Origin of the sequence: Pantoea sp. GM_Pan_3 (genome assembly GCF_026541045.1) — a bacterium.
GTDB lineage: Bacteria > Pseudomonadota > Gammaproteobacteria > Enterobacterales > Enterobacteriaceae > Pantoea > Pantoea anthophila.
In genome coordinates this window covers 412,570-436,339 of the sequence record NZ_JALNVA010000001.1, presented here as the reverse complement: position 1 = coordinate 436,339, position 23,770 = coordinate 412,570, and the positions used below count along the sequence as shown (strand labels likewise).

The following is a 23,770-nucleotide window of genomic DNA, read 5'->3' as shown; positions in this document are numbered from 1 at the left end:
TAATCATCGTTACAAACTTTTTCGGGCTGTCACGGCATTTTCTGCCCGGCTGCCCTGCCCGCTGTAGCAATCCTGTTTATTTCCCCGACGTTACGCACGCACAGCGCGAGCGAGCGGGTACCCATTCTGCCCTCTTTACGCCTTTATAATGCCAAAACCCCGGCCTGGATCGTGAAGATTTTCTTATGGGCTTTCAGCGCCGCTCACGGGCGCATCCGGCCACGCTGCTCAGATTATCCGCCGGGTTCGCGCAAAAAAAAGGCGATCACACATTCTTCACCAATCTCTGCAACAAACCCGCTAAGCTTGGGGCAAACTGCGGAAAAAAATGGAAGGAGAAACCATGCCGACATTACGGAAAAACCTGACCAGCCAGCAGGCGCTGGATGAACTTGAACGCCTTTACAGTGGCGCGGTCGATGCACTGCGTGCGGCGATTAAAACCTTTACCGAAAACGGCACGCTGCCCGACGCCGACGCCCGGGAGCAGGGACTGTTTGTTTACCCGGAGCTGCGCATCACCTGGCGCGGTGACGGCCCGCAACAGAATCGCACGCGCGCCTGGGGACGCTTTACGCATACCGGCAGTTACAGCACCACCATTACCCGCCCGGCGTTGCTGCGCCACTACATTGCGGAACAGCTGGCGATGCTGGAGAAGGAGTATGAGCTGGAGATTGACGTGGTGCCTTCCCGCCAGGAGATCCCCTATCCCTACGTGATTGACGGCTCCGATCTCTCACTGGATCGCACCATGAGCGCCGGTATCGCACGCCACTTCCCGACCACCGAGCTGTCGCAGATTGGGGATGAGACCACCGATGGGCTGTTCCACGCCGACGCTCAGTTTCCGCTCTCCCACTTCGACGCGCTGCGCACCGATTTCTCGCTGGCCCGTCTGCGCCACTACACCGGCACCAGCGTGGAACATTTCCAGCCGTTTGTGCTGTTCACCAACTACACCCGTTATGTTGATGAGTTTGTCCGCTGGGCGATCGAGCAGGTGCGCGACCCGGAGACACCCTACGACAGCCTGGCCTGCGCCGGGGACGTGGTGCTGACGGCCGACACGGCTGACAGCGAGGCGATGCTCTCCGATCTGGCGTGGAAGAAGCATCAGATGCCCGCCTGGCATCTCACCTCACCCAACCGTCGCGGCATTACGCTGATTAACATCGGCGTTGGCCCGTCGAATGCCAAGACCATCTGCGATCATCTGGCGGTCATGCGCCCGCACGCCTGGCTGATGATTGGTCACTGCGGCGGTCTGCGCGAAAGTCAGCGGATTGGCGACTATGTGCTGGCACACGCCTATCTGCGCGACGACCACGTGCTCGACAGCGTGCTGCCGCCTGACATCCCGGTGCCGAGTATCGCCGAGGTGCAGCGTGCGCTGTATGACGCCACCAAAGCGGTGAGCAACATGCCGGGAGAAGAGGTCAAACAGCGGCTGCGTACCGGCACCGTGGTGACTACGGATGACCGCAACTGGGAGCTGCGCTACTCTGCGTCGGCGCTGCGTTTTAACCTGAGCCGCGCGGTGGCGGTCGATATGGAGAGCGCCACCATTGCCGCACAGGGATACCGGTTCCGGGTGCCTTACGGCACGCTGCTGTGCGTCTCCGATAAGCCGCTGCACGGTGAAATCAAGCTGCCGGGTCAGGCCAACCGTTTCTATGAAGGCGCTATTTCGGAGCATCTGCAGATTGGTATCCACGCGGTAGAACTGCTGCGCGCCGAGGGTGACAAGCTGCATTCGCGGAAGCTGCGGACGTTTAATGAGCCGCCTTTCCGGTAAGAGTTGCTGCCGAGGGGTGTTCGCTGCGCGAACGGGGCTTGATTGCGCTTGCTGCGCGAGCGGAGTCTGAGAAGATTTCGTTCGGCTGGTCGCCTGGGCTGCTGGGTTCGCTGCGCGGGTTGAGTCTGAGCAGGTTTCGTTCGCCGGGTAAACCGGGCAGTTTCAGCTTCGCCTCTGCAGGCGACCGACAAGGGGGCGCCAGTCGCCGCGCCCCCTTGACCCCGGGCTCCGGCCTGCCTCACCGCCGCTTCGCGGTCCCTTCGCTTCTTCCGGATTTCTCACGGACCGGCAGGACGCGCCATCCCTGGCGCGACCCCGCCTCTTCGCGACATCCCTGTCGCTCGTCCTGAAATCCCTCATCCGCTCAGCGGCTCAGACGGCCTCCCTCCCCGCTGTTAACTTTTCTATCTATCTGGCTCTCATATCGCGATGCGTTTAGGAGACCGCTTTAGCCTTCAGGCCAGCAGACAATGCTTCACATCAGAAAATAGAGGATTTCAAAGGCGGGGGAGAGGCATCCGGCGCGCTGAGGAACAACCGGAGGCCAGGATGAGCCGACAGGACGTCGGCGAGAGGACGGCACGAGCCAGGGATGGCGAGTCCGGACGGTCCGTCGGCCGCAGGGCGTGACGAAGGTACCCCGCAACGCGGGGCGCGGAGGCTGCCGGACGCCGGGATTGTTAAGGGGCGGGCGTCCGCCCCTTGACGCGTCCGCCTGCACGGGCAGGCTGAAACTCCCTCACGCCTGGCGGGCGAAACCTTCTCGGAGCAGCCCGCCGCCAGGTAATAACTCTCCTATGCCCGACAGGCGAAACCCTCTCAGAGCCGGCCCACCGCCGGGTAATAACTCCCCACCGCCAGGTGAAACGTCCCCGGCCGCCAGGCCACCATCAGGCGCTCAGCCAGCCCAGCTTAATCACAAACAGAATCGACAGGATAATCAGCGCGGCATTGACCTCTCTGGCGCGACCGCTCAGCAGCTTCACCAGCGTCCAGGTGATAAATCCAAAGGCGATGCCGTTGGCGATGGAATAGGTCAGCGGCATGGTCAGCGCGGTAACCGTCACCGGGGCAGCAGTGGTGATATCTTTCCAGTCAATATCCGCCAGACTGGATGTCATCAGCACGGCCACAAACAGCAGCGCGGGCGCGGTGGCATAGACCGGCACGCTGGAGGCCAGCGGCGAGAAGAAGAGCGCCAGCAGGAACAGCACGGCGACCACGATCGCCGTCAGGCCGGTGCGGCCACCCGCACTCACGCCCGCCGCCGACTCCACATAGCTGGTGGTGGTTGAGGTGCCCAGCAGCGAACCAAACAGCGCAGCCGCACTGTCAGCAATCAGCGCACGGCCCATCTTCGGCACGTTACCCTGCTCATCCGCCAGACCGGCGCGTTTGGTGACGCCCAGCAGGGTGCCGGTGTTATCAAACACATCCACAAACAGGAAGGCAAAAATCACGCTGACCAGGCCGACGTTAAACGCGCCAGCAATATCCAGCTGCATAAAGGTCGGTGCGATCGACGGTGGTGCAGAGAAGACCCCGGCAAACGGCGACAGGCCGATGCCCATAGAGATAAAGGTCACCAGCAGAATACCGATCAGCACGGCACCGGTTACGCGACGCGCTTCCAGCACCACAATCACCACAAAGCCAAGCATCGCCAGCAGCGGACCCGGTTTTGTCAGATCGCCAATGCCCACCAGCGTCGCCGGGTTATCGACCACAATGCCTGCGCCTTCCAGCGCAATGATCGCCAGAAACAGGCCAATACCGGCACCAATCCCCGCGCGCAGCGGCAGCGGAATACTGGCAATAATCCACTCACGGATTTTAAACAGCGACATTGCAAAGAAAATCACTGCCGAGAGAAACACCGCACCCAGCGCAATCTGCCAGGTGTAGCCCATGTGCAGTACGACGGTGTAGGTGAAGAAGGCGTTCAGTCCCATGCCCGGTGCCAGTGCAATCGGGTAGTTAGCGATTAGCCCCATCAGCGCACAGCCAATCGCCGCCGCCAGACAGGTCGCGACAAATACCGCGCCCTTATCCATGCCGGTCGCGCCCAGAATGCTCGGGTTAACAAACAGAATATAGGCCATCGCCAGGAAGGTGGTGATCCCGGCGATAATCTCGGTACGAACCGTCGTGTTATGCGCTTTGAGTTTGAATAGTTTTTCTAACATCATCATCTCTCGATACAGGAGACCGCACCGGTGTGGGTCTCGCTTGCCAAAGGGGGTTGCATGCTGATTATTCTGTTTTCGGGACGCGGATACCGGCCGCTGCATACTGACCTGCCAGAATCGTCTGAAATCCCTGACTGACCCACTGCCCAAAGCAATTGCCATGCCACTTACCGACGCAATCGATTACCTGGCAGAGCCGGATGCGCCTCAGAGAATTCCGAACCAAAACGAGGCGCGATTATGGTGCAATGCACCGAGGATGCGCAATCGTTTTCCTGCCTCCCTGTGTCACCCCCGCAAAACTCTGCGCCAGCGCACGCTTCCGCACACTCACGGGCGAGGCGTGTCACGTTTCAGCACGCTGCCTCAGCGCACTTTTCTGGCCTGTGTAGACTCCTGAATTAACTCTTTCGTAACATTGAGGCCGCGCCATGAAGCCAGCGATTTTGGTGGTGGATGATGATCCTGCTGTCTGCGACGTCCTGCAGGATGCGTTAGGTGAACATCAGTTAAAGGTCTACTGTTGTCATCAGGGAAAAGAGGCGCTGCTGATGCTCAGCACGCACCCGGAGATCACGCTGGTGATGCTGGATATGATGCTGCCTGACACCAACGGACTGCTGGTGCTGCAGCAGTTGCAGCGTCAGCGCCCCGAGGTGCTGGTGATCATGCTGACCGGTATGGGTTCCGAAGCGGAGATGGTGGTCGGCCTGGAGATGGGTGCCGATGATTACATTGCCAAACCTTTTAATCCGCGCGTGGTGGTGGCGCGCACCCGGGCGGCCCTGCGGCGCGGCGCACGTCCTGTCCAGAGCGAACCGGAACCGGCGGGCTGGCGATTCGGCGGCTGGCAGCTGGACGACAGTCGCTGCCAGCTGTTCAATCCGCAGCGCGAGCTGGTGCCGCTGACCCAGGGCGAGTTCAGCCTGCTGCGGGCGCTGGTGCGTCACGCCCGCAAGGTGCTGACCCGCGATCAGCTGCTGGAGCTGACCCACAGCGAAAGTCTGGATGTGTTTGACCGCACCATCGACGTGCTGATCATGCGCCTGCGCCGCAAAATCGAAATCAACCCGCATCAGCCCGATCTGATCCGCACCATTCGCGGGCTGGGCTATGTCTTTTCGGCTGACGTAATGAAACCTGAAACCGCCCCGCGCACCAGCCAGATCGCCTGAGTCGCGCTGCGCCCCGGCAATGTCGCCGCCGTGGCGGCGGATGTGGGCGATGAAAGTCTGACGCAGTTTACGCGCGAGTACGCACGGCTGTCTGGTGAACCGCCTGCCCGCAGTATAAGAAAGATGAGGCAGCCCGATCCCGGAGACCATGCGAAGGGATGATCAGCGTCCGGGAGGGTCAGGTAAAGCCGCGGGCGTAGTCATTACAGAGCAGCCAGCGCGGCGCTTCATCCTCTTCAAGCGGATTGAAGCGGGCCAGTGGCGTCAGGAACACGTTGTCGTTTTCGTCATCATTGGGCATCGACACCTCGCCCACCAGCACGTCGCCAAAACCCGGTTCGCCCCAGAAGCTGTGCCAGAGGCCCGCCTCAAGGGTCACGCTTTCACCCGGTGAGAGCCGCAGCTGCGAACCCGCAGCGTGGGTCTGGCGCAGACCATCCAGCGACACCGTGACCGGCGAGTCAGCCAGCGCCGCGCCGTCGCGGTTATGCAGTTCGACAATGAGATTCCCGCCGCCGCGATTGATGATGTCTTCCATCTTGCGTGGATGATAGTGCATCGGCGTCAGCTGCCCGTCGCGCACGTGCAGGATCTTCTCCGCATAGGGTTTGTGCCACGGCTGTCCGCCGGGCGAACCGTTGCGCAGCGTAAACAGCGTCAGCCCGGTCTGCTGAAAGTCATCCGCGCCAAAACTGGTGAGATCCCAGCCCAGCCGCAGTGCCAGGATCTCCGCCATCGCGTCAGGTGACTGCGCCCGCCACTGACGTAATCCGAAATCGGCCCACGGCGGCAGATGCACATCCTGCTGGCGGAAAAATTCGCGCGTCTGCTGCAGGTAGTGATTGACCTCTGAACGTTGCATGGTGGCCTCCTGAGGGTGCTGACAAAGTCTGCCCCGTTAGCTGCTGGACAGAGCCTGCGCAGGAAACACGGTCAGATCAGAAAGTCGTTTAAACCATCCCTGGCCACTCGGCCCGCGCCGTCCCTGGCGCGGGACGCTTTCCTCCTCTGCCCGTGTTCCCTGCGCAATAAAGTCATGCGTTGCTGGCAGATTCAGTCTGAAGCGGCACCCGGAGGGTGCCGCCCTGCGCCTTATTTCACCGTCCAGCCCTGATAGCTGCCGATGTTGTCACGATCGATCAGCTTCACCGGGATCAGCACCGGCTTTTCGGGTGCCGGTTTGCCCTGCAGAATGTCGTAGCCAATCTCCACCGCCTTCGCCGCCATCACCTGCGGGTCCTGCGCCGGGGTCGCGACAAACAGGGAATTTTTGCGCTTCAGCGCCTCTTCACCATCCGGCGATCCATCGACGCCGACGATAAAGAACTCGCTGCGCTGCGCCTGTTTCGCGGCTAAATCCGCGCCGATGGCGGTGGGATCGTTAATGGCAAACACCGCATCGATTTTGGGGTTAGCGGAGAGCAGACCGGTCATCACCTCCAGTCCCCCTTCTCGACTGCCTTTGGCGTTCTGGTTGTAAGAGAGCAGCTTGATGTCGGGATGGGTTTTCAGTTCGTTCATGCAGCCTTCAACACGGTTCTGCACCGCAGACACCGGCGGGCCGTTGATGATCACCACGTTGCCTTTCTCTTTCAGGCGGTCAGAGATATATTTGCAGGCCATCGCGCCCGCCTGGGTGTTATCGGAGGTAATGGTCGCATTCGCCCCATCGGCCGCCACGTCGACCGCCACCACCACGATACCGGCATCACGCGCCCGCTTCACCGCCGGGGCAATGCCTTTCGAGTCGGCGGCATTCAGGATAATCATGTCCACTTTTGCCGCAATAAAGTTATCGATCTGCCCCACCTGCTGGCCGAGATCGTAGCCGCTGGAGACCAGCGTCACGTTGACCTTGTCCCCTGCCAGCTCACGCGCCTTCATCTCCGCCCCTTTGGTGATCTGCACGAAGAAGGGGTTAGCCAGATCGCCGACCGTGACGCCGATGGATTTGAGTTCTTTTGCCTGAGCCAGCCCGGCGCTGAACAGCGTTGCCGCCAGCAGCCCGGTTACAATCGGATTAAAACGCATAGACCTTCTCCTGCTGTTATCAGAGTGCCAACCGCTTAATGGCGTTTTTACAGAGACGGCGGCGACATCGCGCCTCCGCCTTTCAGCCTTAACTCACATGATGACGGGTACGGTATTTGTCGATCAGGACGGCGATAATGATCACCGCGCCCTTGATCACCAGCTGCCAGAAGTAGGAGACGCCCATCAGCGTCATACCGTTGTTGAGCGTGGCGATAATCAGCGCGCCAATCAGGGTGCCGGTAATGGTGCCGATGCCCCCGACGAAGCTCGTGCCGCCCAGGATCACCGCGGCAATCGCATCCAGCTCATAGCCGACGCCGAGGTTGCCGTTGGCGCTGTAGAGACGGGAGGCGCTCATCAGACCGCCCAGCCCCGAGAGCAGGCCGCTCATGCCGTAGACAAACAGCAGTACCCCGCCCACCTTGATGCCGGTGAGTCGTGCCGCCTGAATGTTACCGCCGACCGCATAGATATGGACGCCCAGCGTGGTGCGCCGCAGGATAAACCAGCAGAGGGCGATCACCGCGAAGGCAATCACAATCAGCCACGGCACCGGGCCGAGGTAGCCGTTGCCAATCCACTCAAAATTGATGTCGGAGTTGATGACCGTGGTGCCATCCGCCAGCAGGTAGGCCGCACCGCGCAGGGCGGTATAGGTGCCGAGGGTGACGATAAAGGGCGGCAGTCCGGCCCAGGCGACCAGCACGCCGTTGAACAGCCCCATCACCAGACCCGCGCCCAGCGCCATCGGAATGGTCATGGAGGCGAGCATCGGGTCGAGCGAAGCCACCAGCGCCACCACCGCCGTGGTGCCGAGCATCGACCCCACCGACAGGTCGATGCCGCCGGTGAGAATGACAAAGGTCATCCCCGCTGCCAGGACGATATTGATCGACGCCTGACGGGTAATGTTCAGCAGGTTCGCTTCGGTAAAGAAGTTGGGGGTAACGAAGCCAAAAACCGCCACGATGAGGATCAGAATCGGCAGGATCCCCACCGTCTGCAGCAGATCGCCCATCAGGGCGCGTTTCAGCGTGGGCGCGGGGGTGCGGGCCAGTTGTGTCATGGTGATCTCCTCAGATTCCGCCTGCTGCTGCGCTGTGCGCACCGGTTGCCAGCGTCATAATATTTTCCTGACTGATGTGGCTGCCCTCCAGCTCACCGACGATGGTGCCTTCGTGCATCACGTAAACGCGGTCGCTCATCCCGACCACTTCCGGCAGTTCGCTGGAGATCATCAGAATCGCCACGCCCTGCCGCGCCATCTCCTGCATCATGCGGTAGATCTCGCTTTTGGCCCCGACGTCGACGCCGCGCGTCGGTTCATCCAGGATCAGGATGCGCGGGCCAATCGCCACCCAGCGTGAGATCAGCAGCTTCTGCTGATTCCCCCCGGAGAGGCCGCCCGCCCGGACCTGCGCATGCGGCACGCGGATATTCAGGGAGGCGATCGCCTCGCTGGCGATGGTCTGCCCTTTGCGGCGGTTGAGCATGCCGTAACTGGCATCCCGCTCCAGCGTCGCCATCACGATGTTCTCCTGTGCCGCCATCTCCAGAAACAGCCCCTGCTCTTTGCGGTTCTCGGTGAGGAAACCGATGCCACGCGCAATCGCATCGCGCGGTGAGAGGATGGTGACCTTCTCACCGTCGATCCAGATCTCGCCCTCCTTCGGCTTGTGAACGCCGAAGATCAGCTGCGCCAGCTCGCTGCGGCCTGCACCGACCAGCCCCGCCAGCGCCACGATCTCACCGGCGCGCACCGCCAGGCTGCTGGGGTGCACTTTGCCGCCGTCGGTCAGGTGATTCACCGCCAGCCGGATATCACCCAGCGGAATCGACCGGTCTTTATTAAAGAGATCGCTGAGCGGTCGTCCGACCATCATCCGCACCAGTTCACTGGCGTTGAGTTGATCGTGCGTCAGGCTGCCGACATACTCGCCGTCGCGCAGCACGCTGACGCGATCCGACAGTTCATACACCTCCGCCATGCGGTGGCTGATGTAGATAATCGCCATCCCCTCGCTGCGCAGCCGTTTGATCAGCGCGAAGAGCTGTTCAGTTTCGCGGTTCGAGAGCGCGGCGGTCGGCTCATCCATCACGAGGATGCGGCTGTTACGCTGTAGCGCCCGGGCGATCTCCACCTGCTGCTGCTCGGCAATGCTGAGGCGGCTGACCACATCCCAGGCACTGAACTGCGCGCCGAGCCGGTCAATCACCCGCTGCGCCTCCTCCGCCATCTGCCGCCGCTTCACCAGCCCGCCGGGGGCGATTTCGCTGCCGAGAAAAATGTTTTCCGCCACCGTCAGGTTAGGCGCCAGGTTAATCTCCTGGTAAATCAGGGTGATCCCGGCGGCCAGTGCCGCTTTCGGCCCTTTCAGCGCCCGCGGTTCGCCTTCGATCAGAATCTCTCCGCCGCTGGCGCTGTAGGCCCCGGCCAGAATCTTCATCAGGGTACTTTTGCCCGCGCCGTTCTCCCCCATCAGCGCATGGACCTCACCGGGCCAGACCGTGAGATCCACCCCTTTCAGGGCATAAAAGTTGCCGAAGCGTCGGGTAATGCCGCGCATTTCCAGTATCGGTGTGGCTGTCATCGCCTCGCTCCTGCGGACTGTGGATAGCCGTCAGTTAAGCAACGCCAGATAAACGGAAAATGTCAGCGGCCATTCATATTTGTCATATTCACCCGGCTGCCCGCTCCTATACTCGGCCCATCGTTGCCGTGATAAAGAGGGGGTGGGATGCAGCGCACCTATCCGTGGCAGGCTGGCGCGCGGGGCCGCCTGCTGATGTTCAATCTGCTGGTGGTCGCCGTGACGCTGATGGTCAGCGTGGTGGCGATCGTCGGTTTTCGCCATGCTGGTACGATTCAGGAGCAGGCACAGGCGCAGACGCTGGCGGACATGAACGGCAGTCTGGCGCTGGCGCGTGACACCGCCAATGTGGCGACGGCAGCCGTGCGGCTGTCGCAGGTGGTCGGCGCGCTGGAGTATCAGAGCGAATCACAGCGGCTTCAGCAGAATCAGCAGGCGCTGCAGCAGTCGCTGAGCCTGCTCGCCAGCGCCCCGCTGGCCGCGCGTCAGCCGGAGCGCATCGCCCGTATCCGCGCCCGCAGCCTGGAGCTGGAGCAGACGATTAACCGCCTGCTGCTCACCGGTCATCAGCGCCACCTGCAGCGCAATAACATGCTGAGTGACCTGTGGCAGTCGCAGATTCTGCTCGGCCACATCAGTCAGCGGCTGCAGCGGGAACCGCAGCGCGCGCCGGATAACGCACTGCGCGAGCAGACTGAGCGGCTGCTCAGCATCGCCATCCGCACGCCCTCACCGATTGCGGTGATTGAGCAACTGCAGCAGGTGATGACGCAGTGGCGCAGCGTGCCGCTGACAGGCGTCACCGGCGAGAATATTGCGCGACTGCTGGCGACCCAGCAGCGCCTGCTGCCGCTGGCGGAGGCGCTGGAACAGAGCGATCTGGCGATCGCCTACGCCACCTACCGGATTAAGGCGCTGGTGGCGATGCTGAATGAGGATATCAGTGCCTCAGTGCAGCAGGTGGCGTTGCAGAGCGAAGCGCGAACCCTGGCGACCCACCGCGAGCTGGACTCCATCATCGGCTTTATCGCCCTTTTCGTGCTGCTGGCGCTGGCGATCACCGGCTATGCCGGGATCTACATCTACCGCAACTTGGGGTCGAGCCTGACGGCGATTGCCGCCGCCATGACGCGGCTGGCGCAGGGTGAGCAGAACGTCAGCGTGCCGGGGTTGCAGCGCCGCGACGAACTGGGCGAACTGGCGCGGGCCTTCAACGTCTTTGCCCGCAATACCGCCTCGCTGGCGCACACCTCACGCCTGCTGAAAGAGAAGAGCAGCCAGCTGGAGTCCACCTTTCTGGCGATGCGCGACGGCTTTGCCCTGTTTGACCATCAGGGTCAGCTGGTGGTGTGGAACGCGCAGTATGCCGAACTGCTCGGCATCGCGCCGCGGGAGCTCCATCGCGGCGTCCACTATCAGCAGCTGCTGGCTCCGCTGGCGGGAGATCTGCACGATCCCGGCGAACCGCAGGAGATCCGGCTGGCCGATGGCCGGACGCTGGAGCTGCGCTTCAGCCCGATCCCCCGGCGCGGCATGGTGAACACCGTCCTTGACCGCACCTCGCGCAAAACGCTGGAGGAGGCCCTGCAGCACAGCCAGAAGATGAAGGCGGTGGGCCAGCTGACCGGCGGCCTGGCGCACGACTTCAACAATCTGCTGGCGGTAATTATCGGCAGCCTGGCGCTGACCGAAGGGCAGCTGATGCCCGGCCCGCTCGCCAGCCGGATTGAGCGGGCGCGCCAGGCTGCCGACCGCGCCGCCCAGCTGACCCAGCGGCTGCTGGCCTTTTCTCGTAAGCAGGCGCTGTTTCCGCGCGCGGTGTCGGTGGTGACGCTGGTGGACAACCTGCAGGGATTATTACAGCACTCGCTGCTGCCCGGACAGCAGCTGATTATCGATGCGCAGCGTCCCGGCTGGCCCGCATGGATCGATGCCGGTCAGCTGGAGAATGCGCTGATGAACCTGGTGGTCAACGCCCGCGATGCGATGCAGCAGCAAAGCGGCGAAATCCGGCTGCGCATCTGGAATCAGCGGCGGATCGAGGGGAGTGAAAAACGTGACCGGGTCACAATTGAGGTGACTGACACGGGCTGCGGCATGTCGGCGGAGGTGCGTGAACAGGTTTTCGAGCCCTTTTTTACCACTAAGGCCACCGGCAGCGGCAGCGGGCTGGGCCTGTCAATGGTCTACGGTTTTGTCCGGCAGTCGGGCGGTCAGATCGAGCTGGAAACCGCGCCGGGCCAGGGCACTACGGTGCGCCTTCTGCTGCCGCGCGCGCAGGAGGCGGTCGCCGCAGCGGTCGCGCCGCCTCCCCCGCCAGCGCTGCCAGCGGTGGCCAGCAACCGGCTGGTGCTGGTGCTGGATGATGAACCGGCGGTGCGGCAGACCCTGTGCGAACATCTGCACCAGCTGGGCTATCTGACGCTGGAGTGTGGCGACGGCGAAGCGGCGCTGGCGCTGCTGCGCCAGACACCCGATATCGACCTGCTGATCAGCGACCTGATGCTGCCCGGCGAGATCAACGGCGCGGAGGTGGTGCGTCAGGCACAGCAGAACTGGCCGCATCTCGCCACGCTGTTAATCAGCGGTCAGGATCTGCGCCACCAGCCGGTCACGCTGCCGCTGTGTGAGCGGCTGGGCAAGCCCTGGCAGCAGGCGCAGCTGGTGCAGGCGTTACAGCGCGCCTGGCAGCGCAGCGAACGGCTTAATCGCGCGCAGCAGGCTGCCACAGCGGCACCGGCTTCCCGGTGATATAGCGTTTGCGCAGGCGACTGGAGATCATATCCATGATCATCACCACCCCGACCAGTATCAGCGTCAGGAACATCACCACATCCCAGTTCCAGAGCCGCATATTCTCGGCGTAGACCAGGCCTACCCCGCCCGCGCCGACAAAGCCGAGCACCGCCGCAGAGCGGGTGTTGGACTCGATCTGATAGAGGCTCAGCGCCAGAAACTGCGGAAAGGACTGGGTGAAAATGCCGAAACGGTGTTTCTGCAGGCTGTTAGCGCCCACCGCCCCCAGCCCGCGGCCCGGTGAACGTTCGACCGCCTCATGCCCTTCGGCGTAGAGTTTGCCGAGCAGGCCGACATCCTGCAGGATAATCGCCAGCACCCCGGCCAGCGGCCCCATGCCCACCGCACGAACGAAAATCAGCCCCCAGATCGCCATGTCGATGCCGCGCAGCAGGTCGAACAGTCGCCGCATCAGAAACGCCAGCGGCTTCGCGGCGCGATCGTGCATCACGTTGCGCGCCGCCAGGAACGACAGCGGCAGCGCAATCAGCGAGGCGGTCAGCGTACCGGCAAACACGATCCCCAGGGTGATCCCGACCTGCGACAGATAGTAGCTGAAGGGCCAGTTCATAAAGTCATGCCAGACAAACATCCGCAGAAAGTAGCGCCCCAGCTGCTGGCAGCCCGCCAGCAGGCGCGATCCCTCCAGCCCGAACACCGAAAAGAAATAGAGGTAGTAGAGCAGGAGTGCCAGCGTCATCAGTGCCAGACGACGCAGATAGCGCGGCTGCGCGGCAAACAGCTCGCGATGCTGCTGCTTCAGCTGCGCGATAGCGGGAACGGAACGGATCATGCGCGCTCTCCTGTGACACGACGACGCAGCTGACCGGACAACGTATCCAGCAGCGACACCACAATCAGAATCAGCAGCAGGGTGATGCTGACCTGGTCGTAGCGGTCGAGTTTGATGTTGGTCATCAGCTCCTGGCCGATGCCGCCCGCCCCCACCAGCCCGAGGATGGTGGAGGAGCGAAAGTTAATCTCCAGCCGCATAAAGCTGTAGGAGAGAAAGGCGGGTTTCACCTGCGGCCAGAAGGCAAAGCGCATCCGCTGCAGTTTACTGGCTCCGCAGGCGGCCAGGCCGCGCACCGGCTTATCCGACGCGGACTCAATCGCCTCATAAAAGAGCTTGGTCAGGCTGCCCACCGTGTGCAGCGCCAGCGCCAGGAAGCCGGGTATCGCCCCGATACCAAACGCCATGACAAACATCACCGCCCACGCCAGTTCCGGCATGGTGCGCAGAAAGGCGACAAAGGCGCGAATCGCCATCCGCACGCTGACCGGCGTCTGCGTATTGTCGGCGGCGAAAAAGGCGAGCACCGCCGCCAGCCCCACCGCCAGCAGCGTCGCCGCCAGTGCCAGCTGCAGGGTTTCCCAGATCAGCGGCAGCTGGATCGGCAGACGGTAGCCCCAGTAGGCCAGCGAGCCTTCTGTTTTGCCGTCGGCAAACAGCAGCGGCAGATGCAGCACCGGCAGGATCTCATGCAGGTAGTCAAAGAAGTGCGGCAGCGACTGCCAGACGGTGAGCAGATTAAATTCTGCCACCCTGCCCGCCGCCAGATAGAGCGTGACCAGCAGCAGTGACCAGATAAGCGTGTCACGTTTTTGCTGACGACGGATGCGCTGGTAATAGTGTTCGAAGTCGGTCAAGGGGGATCTCCGGCGTGAAAGCAGCGGGACGCTGGCCGCGTCCCGCTCTCCCCGCAAGGCGGGAAAGTCAGGAAGGTTCGTCAGCCGCGGCTGCCTTTCATCAGGTCGCGCTTCATATCGATAATGCTCTGATAGTCGGCAACGGTGGCCGGGCCGATATGCTGCTTACCGCCCACCGCTTTCATAAAGCAGTCGTGATCGTCTTTATCCAGCTTTTTAATCGCCGCCACCACTTTTGCTTTGAAGTCAGCAGGCAGTTTGTTGCTGACCAGTACCGGACCGTTGGGGATCAGCGGCGACTGCCAGATGATGCGGATCTGCTTCATCAGGTCGGGGTGATCCATGCGGATGAGGCGACCAAACGCGCCCGAGGTGTAGCCGCTGTTATAGTCCCCCACCAGCGAGGTCCAGGTGACCGCGCCGTCAAACTGGTTGTTCAGCACGCCCAGAATGTCCTGCTCATGGCCGCCGGAGAAGGTGACGCTGGAGAAGGTGTTGTTATATTTGTCATCCACCGAGCCGCCGAACATCTTCTTAAACGCCTGATTTGGCATCAGGAAGCCGGAGGTCGAGTCCGGATCGGCCATGCCGAACGATTTCCCCTTCAGGTCTTCCAGCTTTTTGTAGGGGCTGTCCGCTTTGACAATCACCACTGAGTGGTAGCCACGTGAGTTGTCTTTGTCATCCACCACGATGCCGACCACCTCCACCGCTTTCGGGTCCTGCAGGTAGACCGAGGCGAAAGAGGCGGGTGACATGCTCAGCACCATATCGATTTTGCCGCCCAGCAGTCCCTGAATCACGCCCGAATAGTCAGAGGCGTTGCGCATCTGAGTATCCACACCCAGCTCTTTATCAAAGAAGGTCTTCACGCACTGATTATCACCAATCTGCTGGGTGGCGTTCTGACCGCCCAGAATCCCCAGATTCAGCTGTTTTGGCGCATCCGCTGCGCTGACACCCGACGCCATAACGCCGATCAGTAGTGCTAAAGAAGTCAGTTTCATTCGGAGTTGTTCTCTTGCTGTGGAAGTTAATGGATCTGGTTAAGTTCATCGCCGTACAGCTGTTGCAGCAGGCTGTCAGTCAGTCGGGAAGGATGGCCGTCAAACAGCACCACGCCGCGCTGGATGCCAATCACCCGGGTGCAGTAGCGTTTCACCAGCTCAATGGAGTGCAGGTTGACCATCACGCTGATGCCCTGCTCGCTGACCTGACGCAGCACATCCATGATGCGCGTCGTGTTTTTCGGATCGAGTGACGCCACCGGCTCATCGGCCAGAAGAATTCTGGGGTTCTGCATCAGCGCCCGGCAGATCGCCACCCGCTGCATCTGTCCGCCGGAGAGATTCTCTGCCCGCTGCAGCGCCTGCGGCAGCATGTTCATCCACTGCAGCAGTTCGATAGCGTGCGCCCGGTCGTGGTCGGAGAAGATTTTAAAAAAGGATTTCAGCGTGCTGGTCTGGCTCAGGCGGCCCAGCAGCACATTGGTCAGCACGTCGAGGCGCGGTACCAGGCAGAAATCCTGAAAGATCATGCCGCACTGACTGCGCCATTCCCGCATCTGGCGGCTGTTGAGGGTGACCACGTTACGCTCGGCTTCCCCTTTATGCAGGCTGATAATCGCCCCCGCCGTCGCGCTGATGGTGCCGTTAAGCATATGCAGCAGCGTCGATTTCCCGGCGCCGGAGCGGCCGATCACCGCCACCAGCTCACCGGCATGGAGATCGAAACTGACCCGATCCAGCACCGGCGTATCACCGTAGGTTTTGCTCAATCCCTGCACCGACAACACTTTTTGTCCGCTGAAACTGACCGGGGGCCGATCGTGGTCGACCACCGTTTTCAGAAGTGCCTGTGCCATGCTGTTCTCCGTCATCTCTGATTGCGTTCTGCCGGTTATTAAGGCGTGGCACGATGAAAGCGGGATGACAGTCAGATGATCAAACTGTGACAGGCCAGTGCGCGCCGCACAGCAGCGTCTGGCCGTCACGCGCAGCCTGCACCCCCTCCGGCAGCGGATTTTCCGCCAGCCAGTTATCCATCTCATGACTGAGATGGGTCAGCCAGCTCTGGCGCGGCCGCAGCAGCGCCACAATGGCCAGGGCCTGGGTGACATCGTTGTGGTTGCGCGGTCTGGCAGACGGCGGGTCGTTGCAGTCGATCACCAGCTGATCCAGCGGCTGACCACGCAGAAAGTCGGCGGTGTCGGGGGGCAGCCCGCAGGTGTCACACAGCCAGGCGAGCCGGTGACCGTGCCAGTCGAACAGATAGCCGTGCGTCAGCTTTGAGTGCTGAAGCGGCAGCGGCGTCACCTGTAACTCGCCAAAGGCGTGTGCCACAAACGGGGTTAAGGCGGGACGAAAGTCGAGCAGGCCGGGGTGTTTATAGAGATCGTCACAGCCGCGCGGGTCGGGCGGCCCCCAGACCGGAATCGGTGCCCCCCGCCCCCAGCGCAGCGCAAACAGTCCCTGCACATGGTCCATGTGGTAGTGGGTGAGCAGAATACGCGTCAGCGATCCGGGCGGAAAGCGCGACGCCAGCAGTGGCAGGCCGGCATCCAGCAGGATGCGCTCGCGCCCGGTCTCAATCAGCGCACAGCAGGGCGCACGGGCGTAATCGCTATGGCGCTGCGCCCGCTGGCAGGCACGGCAGTCGCAGCCCGGCAGCGGCGCGGCAGTCACCCCACCGGTGCCGAGAAAAGTGAGTTTCATTGCGCCGCCTCCACTATCTGACGCAGCTGCCGGACGGTCTCTGCCAGTGCGCCATCGTTGTTAAGGATCAGGCAGCCATCGGGCTGCGGCTGGGCGGCCCGCGCCAGTCGCCGGGCGATTGCCGCCTCATCTTCCCGTCCGCGCTGGCGCAGGCGCGCCGCCAGCACCGCTGGCGTGACCTGCAGGCAGACCGGCAGCAGCTGCGGACCAAAGCGGGACTGCGCCTGCGCCAGATGCAGCCGCGACCCGTTGACCACCACGTTCTGTCCGCGCAGCAGCCACTGCTCCGTCTCACAGCCAATGCCATAGCTGAAACCGTGCGCCTGCCAGCTCACCGCGAACAGCCCCAGCGCCGCGCGGCGGGCGAACTCCGCCTCGGTCAGCGCCACGTGGTTTTCACCGCCCGCATCCGCTGCGCGGGTGATATAGCGATGGGCGATCAGCAGGCGCGGCGGAGGTGCCGCCCGCAGCGCATCCAGCAGGCTATCCTTGCCTGAGCCAGAGGGACCGGTGAGCCAGATCAGCCGCGCCATCAGTAGACCTGCCGGCCTTTGCTCCAGACGTGGCGCACATGCGGGTAGCCGTGTGCGGTGTGCGCCAGCACCAGATCGGCGCGACACCCTTCGGCGATCACCCCGCGATCCTCAAGCCCCAGCGCGCGGGCCGGATTGCAGGTGACCAGCGCGATTGCCTGCGCCGTGCCGAGGCTGTTGCGCTCATCCTCAGCCAGCCGGAACGCCGCATCCAGCAGGCTGGCCGGGTAGTAATCGGAGGAGAGAATGTTCAGCAGGCCGTGAGACGCCAGCTCCCAGGCGGCGACATTGCCGGAGTGCGAGCCGCCGCGCACGATGTTGGGCGCCCCCATCAGCACCTGCATGTTGCGATAGCGCGAGGCGCGTGCCGCCTCCAGGGTGGTGGGAAATTCGGCGATGCGGCTGCCCGCCGCATGGGACTCCTCCACATGCGCGGCGGTGGCATCATCGTGGCTGGCAATGGCGATGCCATGTTCCCGGCAGAGTCCGGCGATCGCCTGACGATTGGGCTGCGACCAGGCCGCCGCCAGCGTGAGCTGCTCGTGCTCAAACTGATCCATCTCCGCGTCATTCAGCTGGTATTTGCCCTGGTAATATTCGCGATATTTTGTCAGCGACGCATACTGCCGCTGCCCCGGCGAATGATCCATCAGCGAGACCAGCGCCAGTTCCGGCGTGCCCATCAGCGCCTCAAACAGCGGCGCGGTGGTCGGGTGCGGCAGTTCACAGCGCAGATGCAGCAGATGCTCGGCGCGGTTCAGCCCTTTGCGGTTGCTGTCGCGGATGGCGTCGATCATCCTGCTGAGATTCTCCAGACGGTGACCGCCGTCGCGCACATCGCCGACGCCAATGGCGTCCAGCACCGTGGTAATGCCGCTGGAGACCATCAGCGCATCGTGGCTGCTCATCGCCGAATGCGCAGGCCAGTCCACTTTGGGTCGCGGGGTGAAAAACTTGTCGAGGTTATCGGTGTGCAGTTCCACCAGCCCCGGCAGCAGCCAGGCCCCCTCGCCGTCCAGCGCGCCCGGCTGCTGGCTGCGGGTTTCGCTGAAGCTGCTGATACGCTCATCGCGGAACTCCAGCGACCCGCTGATGACCTCATTTTCCAGCACCAGTCTGACATTGTTGATGATCATGCCTGCGCTCCTGTCTCAATGGGGTGCATCAGATGCAGCCGATCGGCCACCTGCTCGCGCACCGCCCGATCGTGAAAAATGCCAACGATGGCGGCACCCCGGGCGCGCGCCTCTTCAATCAGACTCACCACCGCCGCGCTGTTGACGCTGTCGAGGGAGGCGGTGGGTTCATCCAGCAGCAGCACCGGATAGTCAGCGATAAAGCCGCGCGCAATGTTCACCCGCTGCTGCTCTCCGCCGGAGAAGGTGGACGGTGCCAGCGACCAGAGGCGCTGCGGCACGTTGAGCCGGCTCAGCAGGTCGGCGGCGCGCGCTTCGCAGAACCGGCGGTCGACGCCGCGCTCCAGCAGTGGCTGCATCACAATCTCCAGCGTCGGCACGCGCGGGATAACCCGCAGAAACTGACTCACCCAGCCCAGCGTGTCGCGGCGCAGCGCGATAATCTGCCGCGCCGGGGCCTGCGCCATATCGACCCATTCCCCCTGATGTGCGACCCGGATATAGCCGCTGTCGGGCTGATAGTTACCGTAAAGCGTGCGCAGCAGGGTCGATTTGCCGCTGCCCGAGTGACCGTGCAGTACCACGCATTCGCCCTCGCCCACCGTCAGGCTGGCGTTGTGCAGCACCGGCAGCGCCGCGCCGTTCTGGTTGTGCAGCACAAAGGTTTTACACAGGTTTCCGACCTGCAGACGCGGATTGATAGTCGTCATTTAATTGAGCACCGAAGAGACCAGCAGTTGTGTGTAAGGATGATGAGGATCGTCAAGCACCCGGTCGGTCAGACCGCTCTCCACCACCCGCCCCTGTTTCATCACCAGCAGGCGATGTGCCAGCAGGCGCGCCACGCCGAGATCGTGGGTGACGATCACCACCGCCAGGTTCAGCTCCCGCACCAGGGTGCGCAGCAGATCCAGCAGGCGTGCCTGCACCGAGACGTCCAGTCCGCCGGTCGGCTCATCCATAAACAGCAGCTGTGGCTGCGTCACCAGGTTGCGGGCGATCTGCAGACGCTGCTGCATGCCGCCGGAAAAGGTGGTGGGCAGATCGTCGATGCGGCCGGGGTCAATCTCCACCGCCTGCAGCCAGCGGCTCGCCGTTGCGCGGATGTCGCCATAGTGCCGCGCGCCGGTCGCCATCAGCCGTTCGCCGATGTTGCCGCCCGCGCTGACCTGCGGACGCAGGCCGTCCATCGGATGCTGATGCACCACGCCCCACTCGGTGCGCAGCAGGTGACGGCGCTCGCTTTCACTCATCTGCCAGAGGTTGCGCCCCTGATAGAGAAGCGTGCCCTGCTGCGGTGCGAGGCGTGCCGAGAGGCTGTGCAGGAGTGTGGTTTTACCGGAGCCGGACTCGCCGACGATGCCCAGCACCTCGCCGGGATAGAGATCAAAGCTGACCTGCTCAAACCCTTTGCCCGGCGCATAAAGATGGGTGAGCTGGCTGACCGCAAGCAGCGGCTGTTCACTGTGCATGTTGCTGTTCCTGCTGCTGGTGGCAAAAGTCGGTGTCGGAGCAGACAAACATCCGCGTGCCCTGATCGTCCATCACCACCTCATCGAGATAGCTGTAGCGCGAGCCGCACAACGCGCAGGGTTCATCCCACTGCTGCACGGTAAACGGGTGATCGTCGAAATCGAGGCTTTCGACGCGGGTGTAAGGCGGCAGCGCGTAGATGCGCTTTTCACGCCCGGCACCAAACAGCTGCAGCGCGGGCATCATGTCCATTTTCGGGTTGTCGAATTTGGGGATGGGTGACGGGTCCATCACGTAGCGGCCATTGACCCTGACCGGGTAAGCATAAGTCGTGGCGATATGGCCATAGCGGGCGATATCTTCATAGAGTTTCACCTGCATGATGCCGTACTCCTCCAGCGCATGCAGGAGGCGGGTTTCGGTTTCGCGCGGTTCGATAAAACGCAGCGGCTCCGGGATCGGCACCTGGAAAATCAGGATCTGATCCTCCTCCAGCGGCGTTTCCGGGATGCGGTGACGCGTCTGGATCAGCGTGGCATCGCTGGTGCGTTCGGTGGTGGCCGCACCGCTGACCCGCTGAAAGAAGTGGCGGATCGACACCGCATTGGTGGTGTCATCAGCCCCCTGGTCGATCACCTTAAGCACATCCTGATCGCCAATCACACTGGCGGTGATCTGGATGCCGCCGGTGCCCCAGCCGTAAGGCATCGGCATCTCGCGCCCGGCAAACGGCACCTGATAGCCGGGGATCGCCACCGCTTTCAGGATAGCGCGACGAATAGTGCGTTTTGTCTGCTCATCGAGATAACCGTTGTTGTAACCCGTGAGTTCAGCCATGGTTGCGCTCCTGATAGTCATCCTGCAGCTGTTTGAGCAGCGCCAGCTCCGCCTGGAAATCGACGTAGTGCGGCAGCTTGAGATGGGAGACGAAGCCTGCCGCTTCCACGTTGTCGGCGTGCGACAGCACAAACTCCTCATCCTGCGCCGGGCTGGTGACGCGCTCCTGCTGTTCGCGGCTTTGCAGCGCCCGGTCCACCAGCGCCATCGCAATCGCCTTGCGTTCCGCCCGGCCAAACACCAGCCCGTAACCCCGGGTAAAGTGCGGCGCGGTATCTTCGCGGTGGGCCACGCCGTTGACCATCTCACACTCGGTCAGCAGCACTTCCCCAATATCCAGTTCAAAGCCCAGCTCTTCGGGACAGATGCTGACGCTGACATAGCCGGTGCGGATCTCCCCGGCAAACGGGTGGGTGCGCCCATAGCCCCGCTGCGTCGAGTAGCCGAGCGCCAGCAGAAAGCCTTCGTCGCCGCGCACCAGCTGTTGCAGCCGTGCCGCGCGCGAGGCGGGAAACGCCATCGGTTCGCGGGTGATATCGGTCGGCTCACTGCCGTCATCCTCCTCCGCAGCCGCCAGCCCTTCGCGGCTCATCATGCTGAACATGTGCGGGCAGCTTTCCGCGACCGGCCGATCATCCCGCGGCGCGGCAGGCGTTTCGCCATTAGCCAGCAGCGTGAAGTCGAGCAGACGGTGGCTGTAGTCACAGGTAGGGCCAAGCACCTGGCCGCCCGGCAGATCTTTATAGACCGCCGAAATGCGGCGTTCGATACGCATCGTCCCGGTCGCCAGCGGGCGACTCTCCGCCAGCCGTGGCAGCGTGGTGCGATAGGCGCGCAGCAGAAAAATTGCCTCGACCAGATCGCCGCTGGCCTGCTTAATCGCCAGCGCCGCCAGTTCCGGATCGTAAATCCCCCCTTCGGTCATCACCCGATCCACCGCCAGACCCAGCTGCTGCGCCAGCTGATCGCAGCCGAGTTCAGCCACGGCCCGATCGCCACGGCGCAGATCGGCCTGCAGCTGGTGGGCATGCGTAATCGCTTTTTCACCCCCTTTTACCGCGACATACATCAGCACACCTCCACAACGGTGGTACGCGGCACGGCCATGATCGCTTCGCCGCAGGTGAAGATGAGATCCACGCCCTGCGGAAACGGATGCGGCCGGGTGCGCAGATAGTCCAGCACGCTCTCCGGCAGCTGCGGCGCAATGGCGCGGGTTTCGCGCAGGCCGGGGCCGGAGAGTCGCAGCGTCAGACCGCCATTCAGCGAGGGCACTTCGATAATCAGCGTGGTGCTTTTTTCCGGTGACAGGTTATCCCCCGCCGCAAACGCCGTCGGGTCGGGCTGCGCCGCCGCATGGCTCAGGGCAAAAGGCGCATCCTGCCGGGTGGTGATCGGCGCGCCGGTATGGAAGCGCAGATTGTTGCGCAGCTGTTCGTTGTCGATTTTCGCATCCAGCCAGACCGGACTCTCCTGATCGACCAGCGTCAGCAGCAGCGCCGTGGCCGCCGGCGAGAGCGCACCCCAGCCCTGCTGCAGCGGCAGCGAGACCATCACGCCCGGCTCACTCATCGCCTTCAGGATGCGGCGAAAGGCGCGCTGCGCGTCCGCAACAGGGTGGTTAAAACTTGCCAGTAAAGTCATCAGTTATCTCCGCGAACCAGCGTAAAGAAATCCACTTTGCTGCTGGCGATTTCGCGCGCGCGCAGCTGTCGCTGCTCTTCACGCCACGCCGCCAGCGGGGTAATAATCTTCTCTTCCAGCAGCGGCCGGGTTTCCGGCTGCTGCAACAGTGCATCCAGCAGGGCGCAGCGCTCGGCGTGCGCCTTGTCGCGTCCTAACAGGTAGCTGTATCCCAGGGTGCCGTCGCTCAGCTGCACCACGGCGCGGGTCACCGTGGCATCCCCCATCACAAAGCGTTTCCCGGTGGCCCCCATTCGCGCCTGCAGCCGCGTCATGCCGATTTCGGCCGGGCGGATCAGGGTAAACTCGGGGTGAAGATTCAGCGCCTGCCAGTGCGCTTCAAGCCGCGCGGCGTTGCTGTGTGCCAGCACCGACAGCCAGCGCTGGCGATCCGTTTGCTGTTCCATCAGTGCTCCAGAGTCAGTTCGATCATGTCACCGCGGGTCAGGCTGACGGAGTATTCTGCCAGCGCACCATCTGCGGTTTTGTTCAGGGTCCGCACACAGAGCAGCGGCGCATGGAGTGCGATATCGAGCTGACGGCACTCCTTCGCCTGCGCCCGGCGGGTGCTGATGCGGGTCTGGGTGCGCACCAGCTGTTTGCCGGTGTGCTCCACCAGAAAGTCGTGCAGCGAGCCACTGTTAAAGCGCTGAAGCTGCGGCCACCAGCTGAGGTCGGCGAGGAAGTGGTTAATCAGGCAGAGCGGCACGCCGTTGGCGCGGCGCAGGGTGCGCAGATGAATGACGTTGTCGCCCTCTTTCACGCCCAGCGCACTGGCCACGTCACTGCTGGCCGGACGCAGCACCGCCAGCAGCCGTTCGCTGGTCGGGTGACTTCCCTGCTCCAGCAGGTTCTGACTGAATCGCGCCTGGGCATGCAGCGGATAGTCATACGGGCGCATCAGCACCAGGATGCCCACGCCGTGCCGGCGTTGCAGCAGCCCTTTCTGCACCAGCTCATCGACGGCCCGGCGCAGCGTGTGGCGATTCACTTCGTAGTGGTCGGCCAGCTGTTGTTCGGAAGGCAGATAGTCGCCGCAGCGGTAACGCTCTTTCAGCGCCTGCTCCAGCTGCGCGGCAACCGCCTGGTAGACAGTGGTCGGATGTCTGGATAACTCCATCACGATGAAATCCTCACGGGTTACGGAGTGGGAACGCAGTG

Annotated in this window: 22 protein-coding genes; 3 read left to right on the top strand and 19 right to left on the bottom strand. The window is 62.8% G+C overall.

Features of this window, described 5'->3' with window-relative positions:
• Window positions 1-343: 343 nt before the first annotated feature.
• On the top strand, window positions 344-1,798 hold the full coding sequence (locus OXR04_RS01840) for an AMP nucleosidase (protein ID WP_046102104.1): 1,455 nt from the start codon (window positions 344-346) through the stop codon (window positions 1,796-1,798).
• Window positions 1,799-2,688: 890 nt separating this feature from the next.
• Here the strand turns inward: OXR04_RS01840 and OXR04_RS01835 are convergent.
• Window positions 2,689-3,987: an NCS2 family permease gene (locus OXR04_RS01835; protein ID WP_219854812.1), complete on the bottom strand. Its 1,299-nt coding sequence runs from the start codon at window positions 3,985-3,987 to the stop codon at window positions 2,689-2,691.
• A 431-nt stretch (window positions 3,988-4,418) separates the two neighbouring features.
• On the opposite strand from OXR04_RS01835, the gene OXR04_RS01830 reads away from it, so the two are divergent.
• Window positions 4,419-5,162, top strand: a complete 744-nt coding sequence (locus OXR04_RS01830) for a response regulator transcription factor (protein WP_058957663.1) — start codon at window positions 4,419-4,421, stop codon at window positions 5,160-5,162.
• Window positions 5,163-5,340: 178 nt separating this feature from the next.
• On the opposite strand, the gene OXR04_RS01825 is transcribed toward OXR04_RS01830, so the two are convergent.
• The 4 genes from OXR04_RS01825 to OXR04_RS01810 form a co-directional block, all read right to left on the bottom strand.
• The gene (locus OXR04_RS01825; RefSeq protein ID WP_267371334.1) at window positions 5,341-6,024 is read right to left on the bottom strand and encodes a D-lyxose/D-mannose family sugar isomerase; all 684 of its coding nucleotides are present in this window, start codon (window positions 6,022-6,024) and stop codon (window positions 5,341-5,343) included.
• Between the two features lie 230 nt (window positions 6,025-6,254).
• Window positions 6,255-7,193: an ABC transporter substrate-binding protein gene (locus tag OXR04_RS01820; protein WP_009089495.1), complete on the bottom strand. Its 939-nt coding sequence runs from the start codon at window positions 7,191-7,193 to the stop codon at window positions 6,255-6,257.
• An 88-nt stretch (window positions 7,194-7,281) separates the two neighbouring features.
• Window positions 7,282-8,262 (bottom strand): ribose ABC transporter permease, encoded by a 981-nt coding sequence (locus OXR04_RS01815; protein ID WP_009089493.1) that lies wholly within the window; start codon window positions 8,260-8,262, stop codon window positions 7,282-7,284.
• Window positions 8,263-8,272: 10 nt separating this feature from the next.
• Window positions 8,273-9,787 (bottom strand): sugar ABC transporter ATP-binding protein, encoded by a 1,515-nt coding sequence (locus OXR04_RS01810; protein WP_267371338.1) that lies wholly within the window; start codon window positions 9,785-9,787, stop codon window positions 8,273-8,275.
• Window positions 9,788-9,934: 147 nt separating this feature from the next.
• Here OXR04_RS01810 and OXR04_RS01805 point away from each other — a divergent pair, with 147 nt between their 5' ends.
• Window positions 9,935-12,538: an ATP-binding protein gene (locus OXR04_RS01805; RefSeq protein WP_267371340.1), complete on the top strand. Its 2,604-nt coding sequence runs from the start codon at window positions 9,935-9,937 to the stop codon at window positions 12,536-12,538.
• On the opposite strand, the gene phnE (OXR04_RS01800) is transcribed toward OXR04_RS01805, so the two are convergent.
• The 14 genes from phnE (OXR04_RS01800) to phnF all read right to left on the bottom strand — a co-directional run bounded on the left by phnE (OXR04_RS01800) (window position 12,492) and on the right by phnF (window position 23,729).
• Entirely contained in the window at window positions 12,492-13,376 is an 885-nt protein-coding gene (gene phnE, locus OXR04_RS01800) for a phosphonate ABC transporter, permease protein PhnE (RefSeq protein WP_265139040.1), read from the bottom strand. The genes OXR04_RS01805 and phnE (OXR04_RS01800) overlap by 47 nt on opposite strands.
• Window positions 13,373-14,233: a phosphonate ABC transporter, permease protein PhnE gene (phnE, locus tag OXR04_RS01795; protein WP_046102120.1), complete on the bottom strand. Its 861-nt coding sequence runs from the start codon at window positions 14,231-14,233 to the stop codon at window positions 13,373-13,375. Before phnE (OXR04_RS01795) ends, phnE (OXR04_RS01800) begins: the two co-directional genes overlap by 4 nt.
• Window positions 14,234-14,313: 80 nt before the next feature.
• On the bottom strand, window positions 14,314-15,240 hold the full coding sequence (gene phnD / locus OXR04_RS01790) for a phosphonate ABC transporter substrate-binding protein (protein ID WP_267371343.1): 927 nt from the start codon (window positions 15,238-15,240) through the stop codon (window positions 14,314-14,316).
• A 26-nt stretch (window positions 15,241-15,266) separates the two neighbouring features.
• Window positions 15,267-16,097, bottom strand: a complete 831-nt coding sequence (gene phnC / locus OXR04_RS01785; protein ID WP_009089482.1) for a phosphonate ABC transporter ATP-binding protein — start codon at window positions 16,095-16,097, stop codon at window positions 15,267-15,269.
• A gap of 79 nt (window positions 16,098-16,176) precedes the next feature.
• Window positions 16,177-16,947: a phosphonate metabolism protein PhnP gene (phnP, locus tag OXR04_RS01780; protein ID WP_267371347.1), complete on the bottom strand. Its 771-nt coding sequence runs from the start codon at window positions 16,945-16,947 to the stop codon at window positions 16,177-16,179.
• Entirely contained in the window at window positions 16,944-17,480 is a 537-nt protein-coding gene (gene phnN / locus OXR04_RS01775) for a ribose 1,5-bisphosphokinase (protein WP_267371350.1), read from the bottom strand. Before phnN ends, phnP begins: the two co-directional genes overlap by 4 nt.
• Entirely contained in the window at window positions 17,480-18,616 is a 1,137-nt protein-coding gene (gene phnM, locus OXR04_RS01770; protein ID WP_267371352.1) for an alpha-D-ribose 1-methylphosphonate 5-triphosphate diphosphatase, read from the bottom strand. The genes phnN and phnM overlap by 1 nt, the downstream gene beginning before the upstream one ends.
• The gene (gene phnL, locus OXR04_RS01765; protein WP_111208191.1) at window positions 18,613-19,326 is read right to left on the bottom strand and encodes a phosphonate C-P lyase system protein PhnL; all 714 of its coding nucleotides are present in this window, start codon (window positions 19,324-19,326) and stop codon (window positions 18,613-18,615) included. Before phnL ends, phnM begins: the two co-directional genes overlap by 4 nt.
• Complete coding sequence (gene phnK / locus OXR04_RS01760) at window positions 19,327-20,088, bottom strand: phosphonate C-P lyase system protein PhnK (protein ID WP_058957653.1); 762 nt, start codon at window positions 20,086-20,088, stop codon at window positions 19,327-19,329.
• Entirely contained in the window at window positions 20,078-20,926 is an 849-nt protein-coding gene (locus OXR04_RS01755) for an alpha-D-ribose 1-methylphosphonate 5-phosphate C-P-lyase PhnJ (RefSeq protein WP_267371356.1), read from the bottom strand. The genes phnK and OXR04_RS01755 overlap by 11 nt, the downstream gene beginning before the upstream one ends.
• Window positions 20,919-21,995: a carbon-phosphorus lyase complex subunit PhnI gene (locus tag OXR04_RS01750; protein ID WP_267371358.1), complete on the bottom strand. Its 1,077-nt coding sequence runs from the start codon at window positions 21,993-21,995 to the stop codon at window positions 20,919-20,921. The genes OXR04_RS01755 and OXR04_RS01750 overlap by 8 nt, the downstream gene beginning before the upstream one ends.
• Window positions 21,995-22,570, bottom strand: a complete 576-nt coding sequence (phnH, locus tag OXR04_RS01745; RefSeq protein ID WP_009089466.1) for a phosphonate C-P lyase system protein PhnH — start codon at window positions 22,568-22,570, stop codon at window positions 21,995-21,997. Before phnH ends, OXR04_RS01750 begins: the two co-directional genes overlap by 1 nt.
• Window positions 22,570-23,016: a phosphonate C-P lyase system protein PhnG gene (gene phnG, locus OXR04_RS01740; RefSeq protein ID WP_111208189.1), complete on the bottom strand. Its 447-nt coding sequence runs from the start codon at window positions 23,014-23,016 to the stop codon at window positions 22,570-22,572. The genes phnH and phnG overlap by 1 nt, the downstream gene beginning before the upstream one ends.
• On the bottom strand, window positions 23,016-23,729 hold the full coding sequence (gene phnF / locus OXR04_RS01735; protein WP_009089462.1) for a phosphonate metabolism transcriptional regulator PhnF: 714 nt from the start codon (window positions 23,727-23,729) through the stop codon (window positions 23,016-23,018). The genes phnG and phnF overlap by 1 nt, the downstream gene beginning before the upstream one ends.
• Window positions 23,730-23,770 lie beyond the last annotated feature (41 nt).

Coding starts and splice junctions, on each gene's coding strand:
- OXR04_RS01840 (WP_046102104.1), top strand. CDS start 344: ATGCCGACATTACGGAAAAACCTGACCAGCCAGCAGGCGCTGGATGAA.
- OXR04_RS01835 (WP_219854812.1), bottom strand. CDS start 3,987: ATGATGTTAGAAAAACTATTCAAACTCAAAGCGCATAACACGACGGTT.
- OXR04_RS01830 (WP_058957663.1), top strand. CDS start 4,419: ATGAAGCCAGCGATTTTGGTGGTGGATGATGATCCTGCTGTCTGCGAC.
- OXR04_RS01825 (WP_267371334.1), bottom strand. CDS start 6,024: ATGCAACGTTCAGAGGTCAATCACTACCTGCAGCAGACGCGCGAATTT.
- OXR04_RS01820 (WP_009089495.1), bottom strand. CDS start 7,193: ATGCGTTTTAATCCGATTGTAACCGGGCTGCTGGCGGCAACGCTGTTC.
- OXR04_RS01815 (WP_009089493.1), bottom strand. CDS start 8,262: ATGACACAACTGGCCCGCACCCCCGCGCCCACGCTGAAACGCGCCCTG.
- OXR04_RS01810 (WP_267371338.1), bottom strand. CDS start 9,787: ATGACAGCCACACCGATACTGGAAATGCGCGGCATTACCCGACGCTTC.
- OXR04_RS01805 (WP_267371340.1), top strand. CDS start 9,935: ATGCAGCGCACCTATCCGTGGCAGGCTGGCGCGCGGGGCCGCCTGCTG.
- phnE (WP_265139040.1), bottom strand. CDS start 13,376: ATGATCCGTTCCGTTCCCGCTATCGCGCAGCTGAAGCAGCAGCATCGC.
- phnD (WP_267371343.1), bottom strand. CDS start 15,240: ATGAAACTGACTTCTTTAGCACTACTGATCGGCGTTATGGCGTCGGGT.
- phnC (WP_009089482.1), bottom strand. CDS start 16,097: ATGGCACAGGCACTTCTGAAAACGGTGGTCGACCACGATCGGCCCCCG.
- phnP (WP_267371347.1), bottom strand. CDS start 16,947: ATGAAACTCACTTTTCTCGGCACCGGTGGGGTGACTGCCGCGCCGCTG.
- phnN (WP_267371350.1), bottom strand. CDS start 17,480: ATGGCGCGGCTGATCTGGCTCACCGGTCCCTCTGGCTCAGGCAAGGAT.
- phnM (WP_267371352.1), bottom strand. CDS start 18,616: ATGATCATCAACAATGTCAGACTGGTGCTGGAAAATGAGGTCATCAGC.
- phnL (WP_111208191.1), bottom strand. CDS start 19,326: ATGACGACTATCAATCCGCGTCTGCAGGTCGGAAACCTGTGTAAAACC.
- phnK (WP_058957653.1), bottom strand. CDS start 20,088: ATGCACAGTGAACAGCCGCTGCTTGCGGTCAGCCAGCTCACCCATCTT.
- OXR04_RS01755 (WP_267371356.1), bottom strand. CDS start 20,926: ATGGCTGAACTCACGGGTTACAACAACGGTTATCTCGATGAGCAGACA.
- OXR04_RS01750 (WP_267371358.1), bottom strand. CDS start 21,995: ATGTATGTCGCGGTAAAAGGGGGTGAAAAAGCGATTACGCATGCCCAC.
- phnH (WP_009089466.1), bottom strand. CDS start 22,570: ATGACTTTACTGGCAAGTTTTAACCACCCTGTTGCGGACGCGCAGCGC.
- phnG (WP_111208189.1), bottom strand. CDS start 23,016: ATGGAACAGCAAACGGATCGCCAGCGCTGGCTGTCGGTGCTGGCACAC.
- phnF (WP_009089462.1), bottom strand. CDS start 23,729: ATGGAGTTATCCAGACATCCGACCACTGTCTACCAGGCGGTTGCCGCG.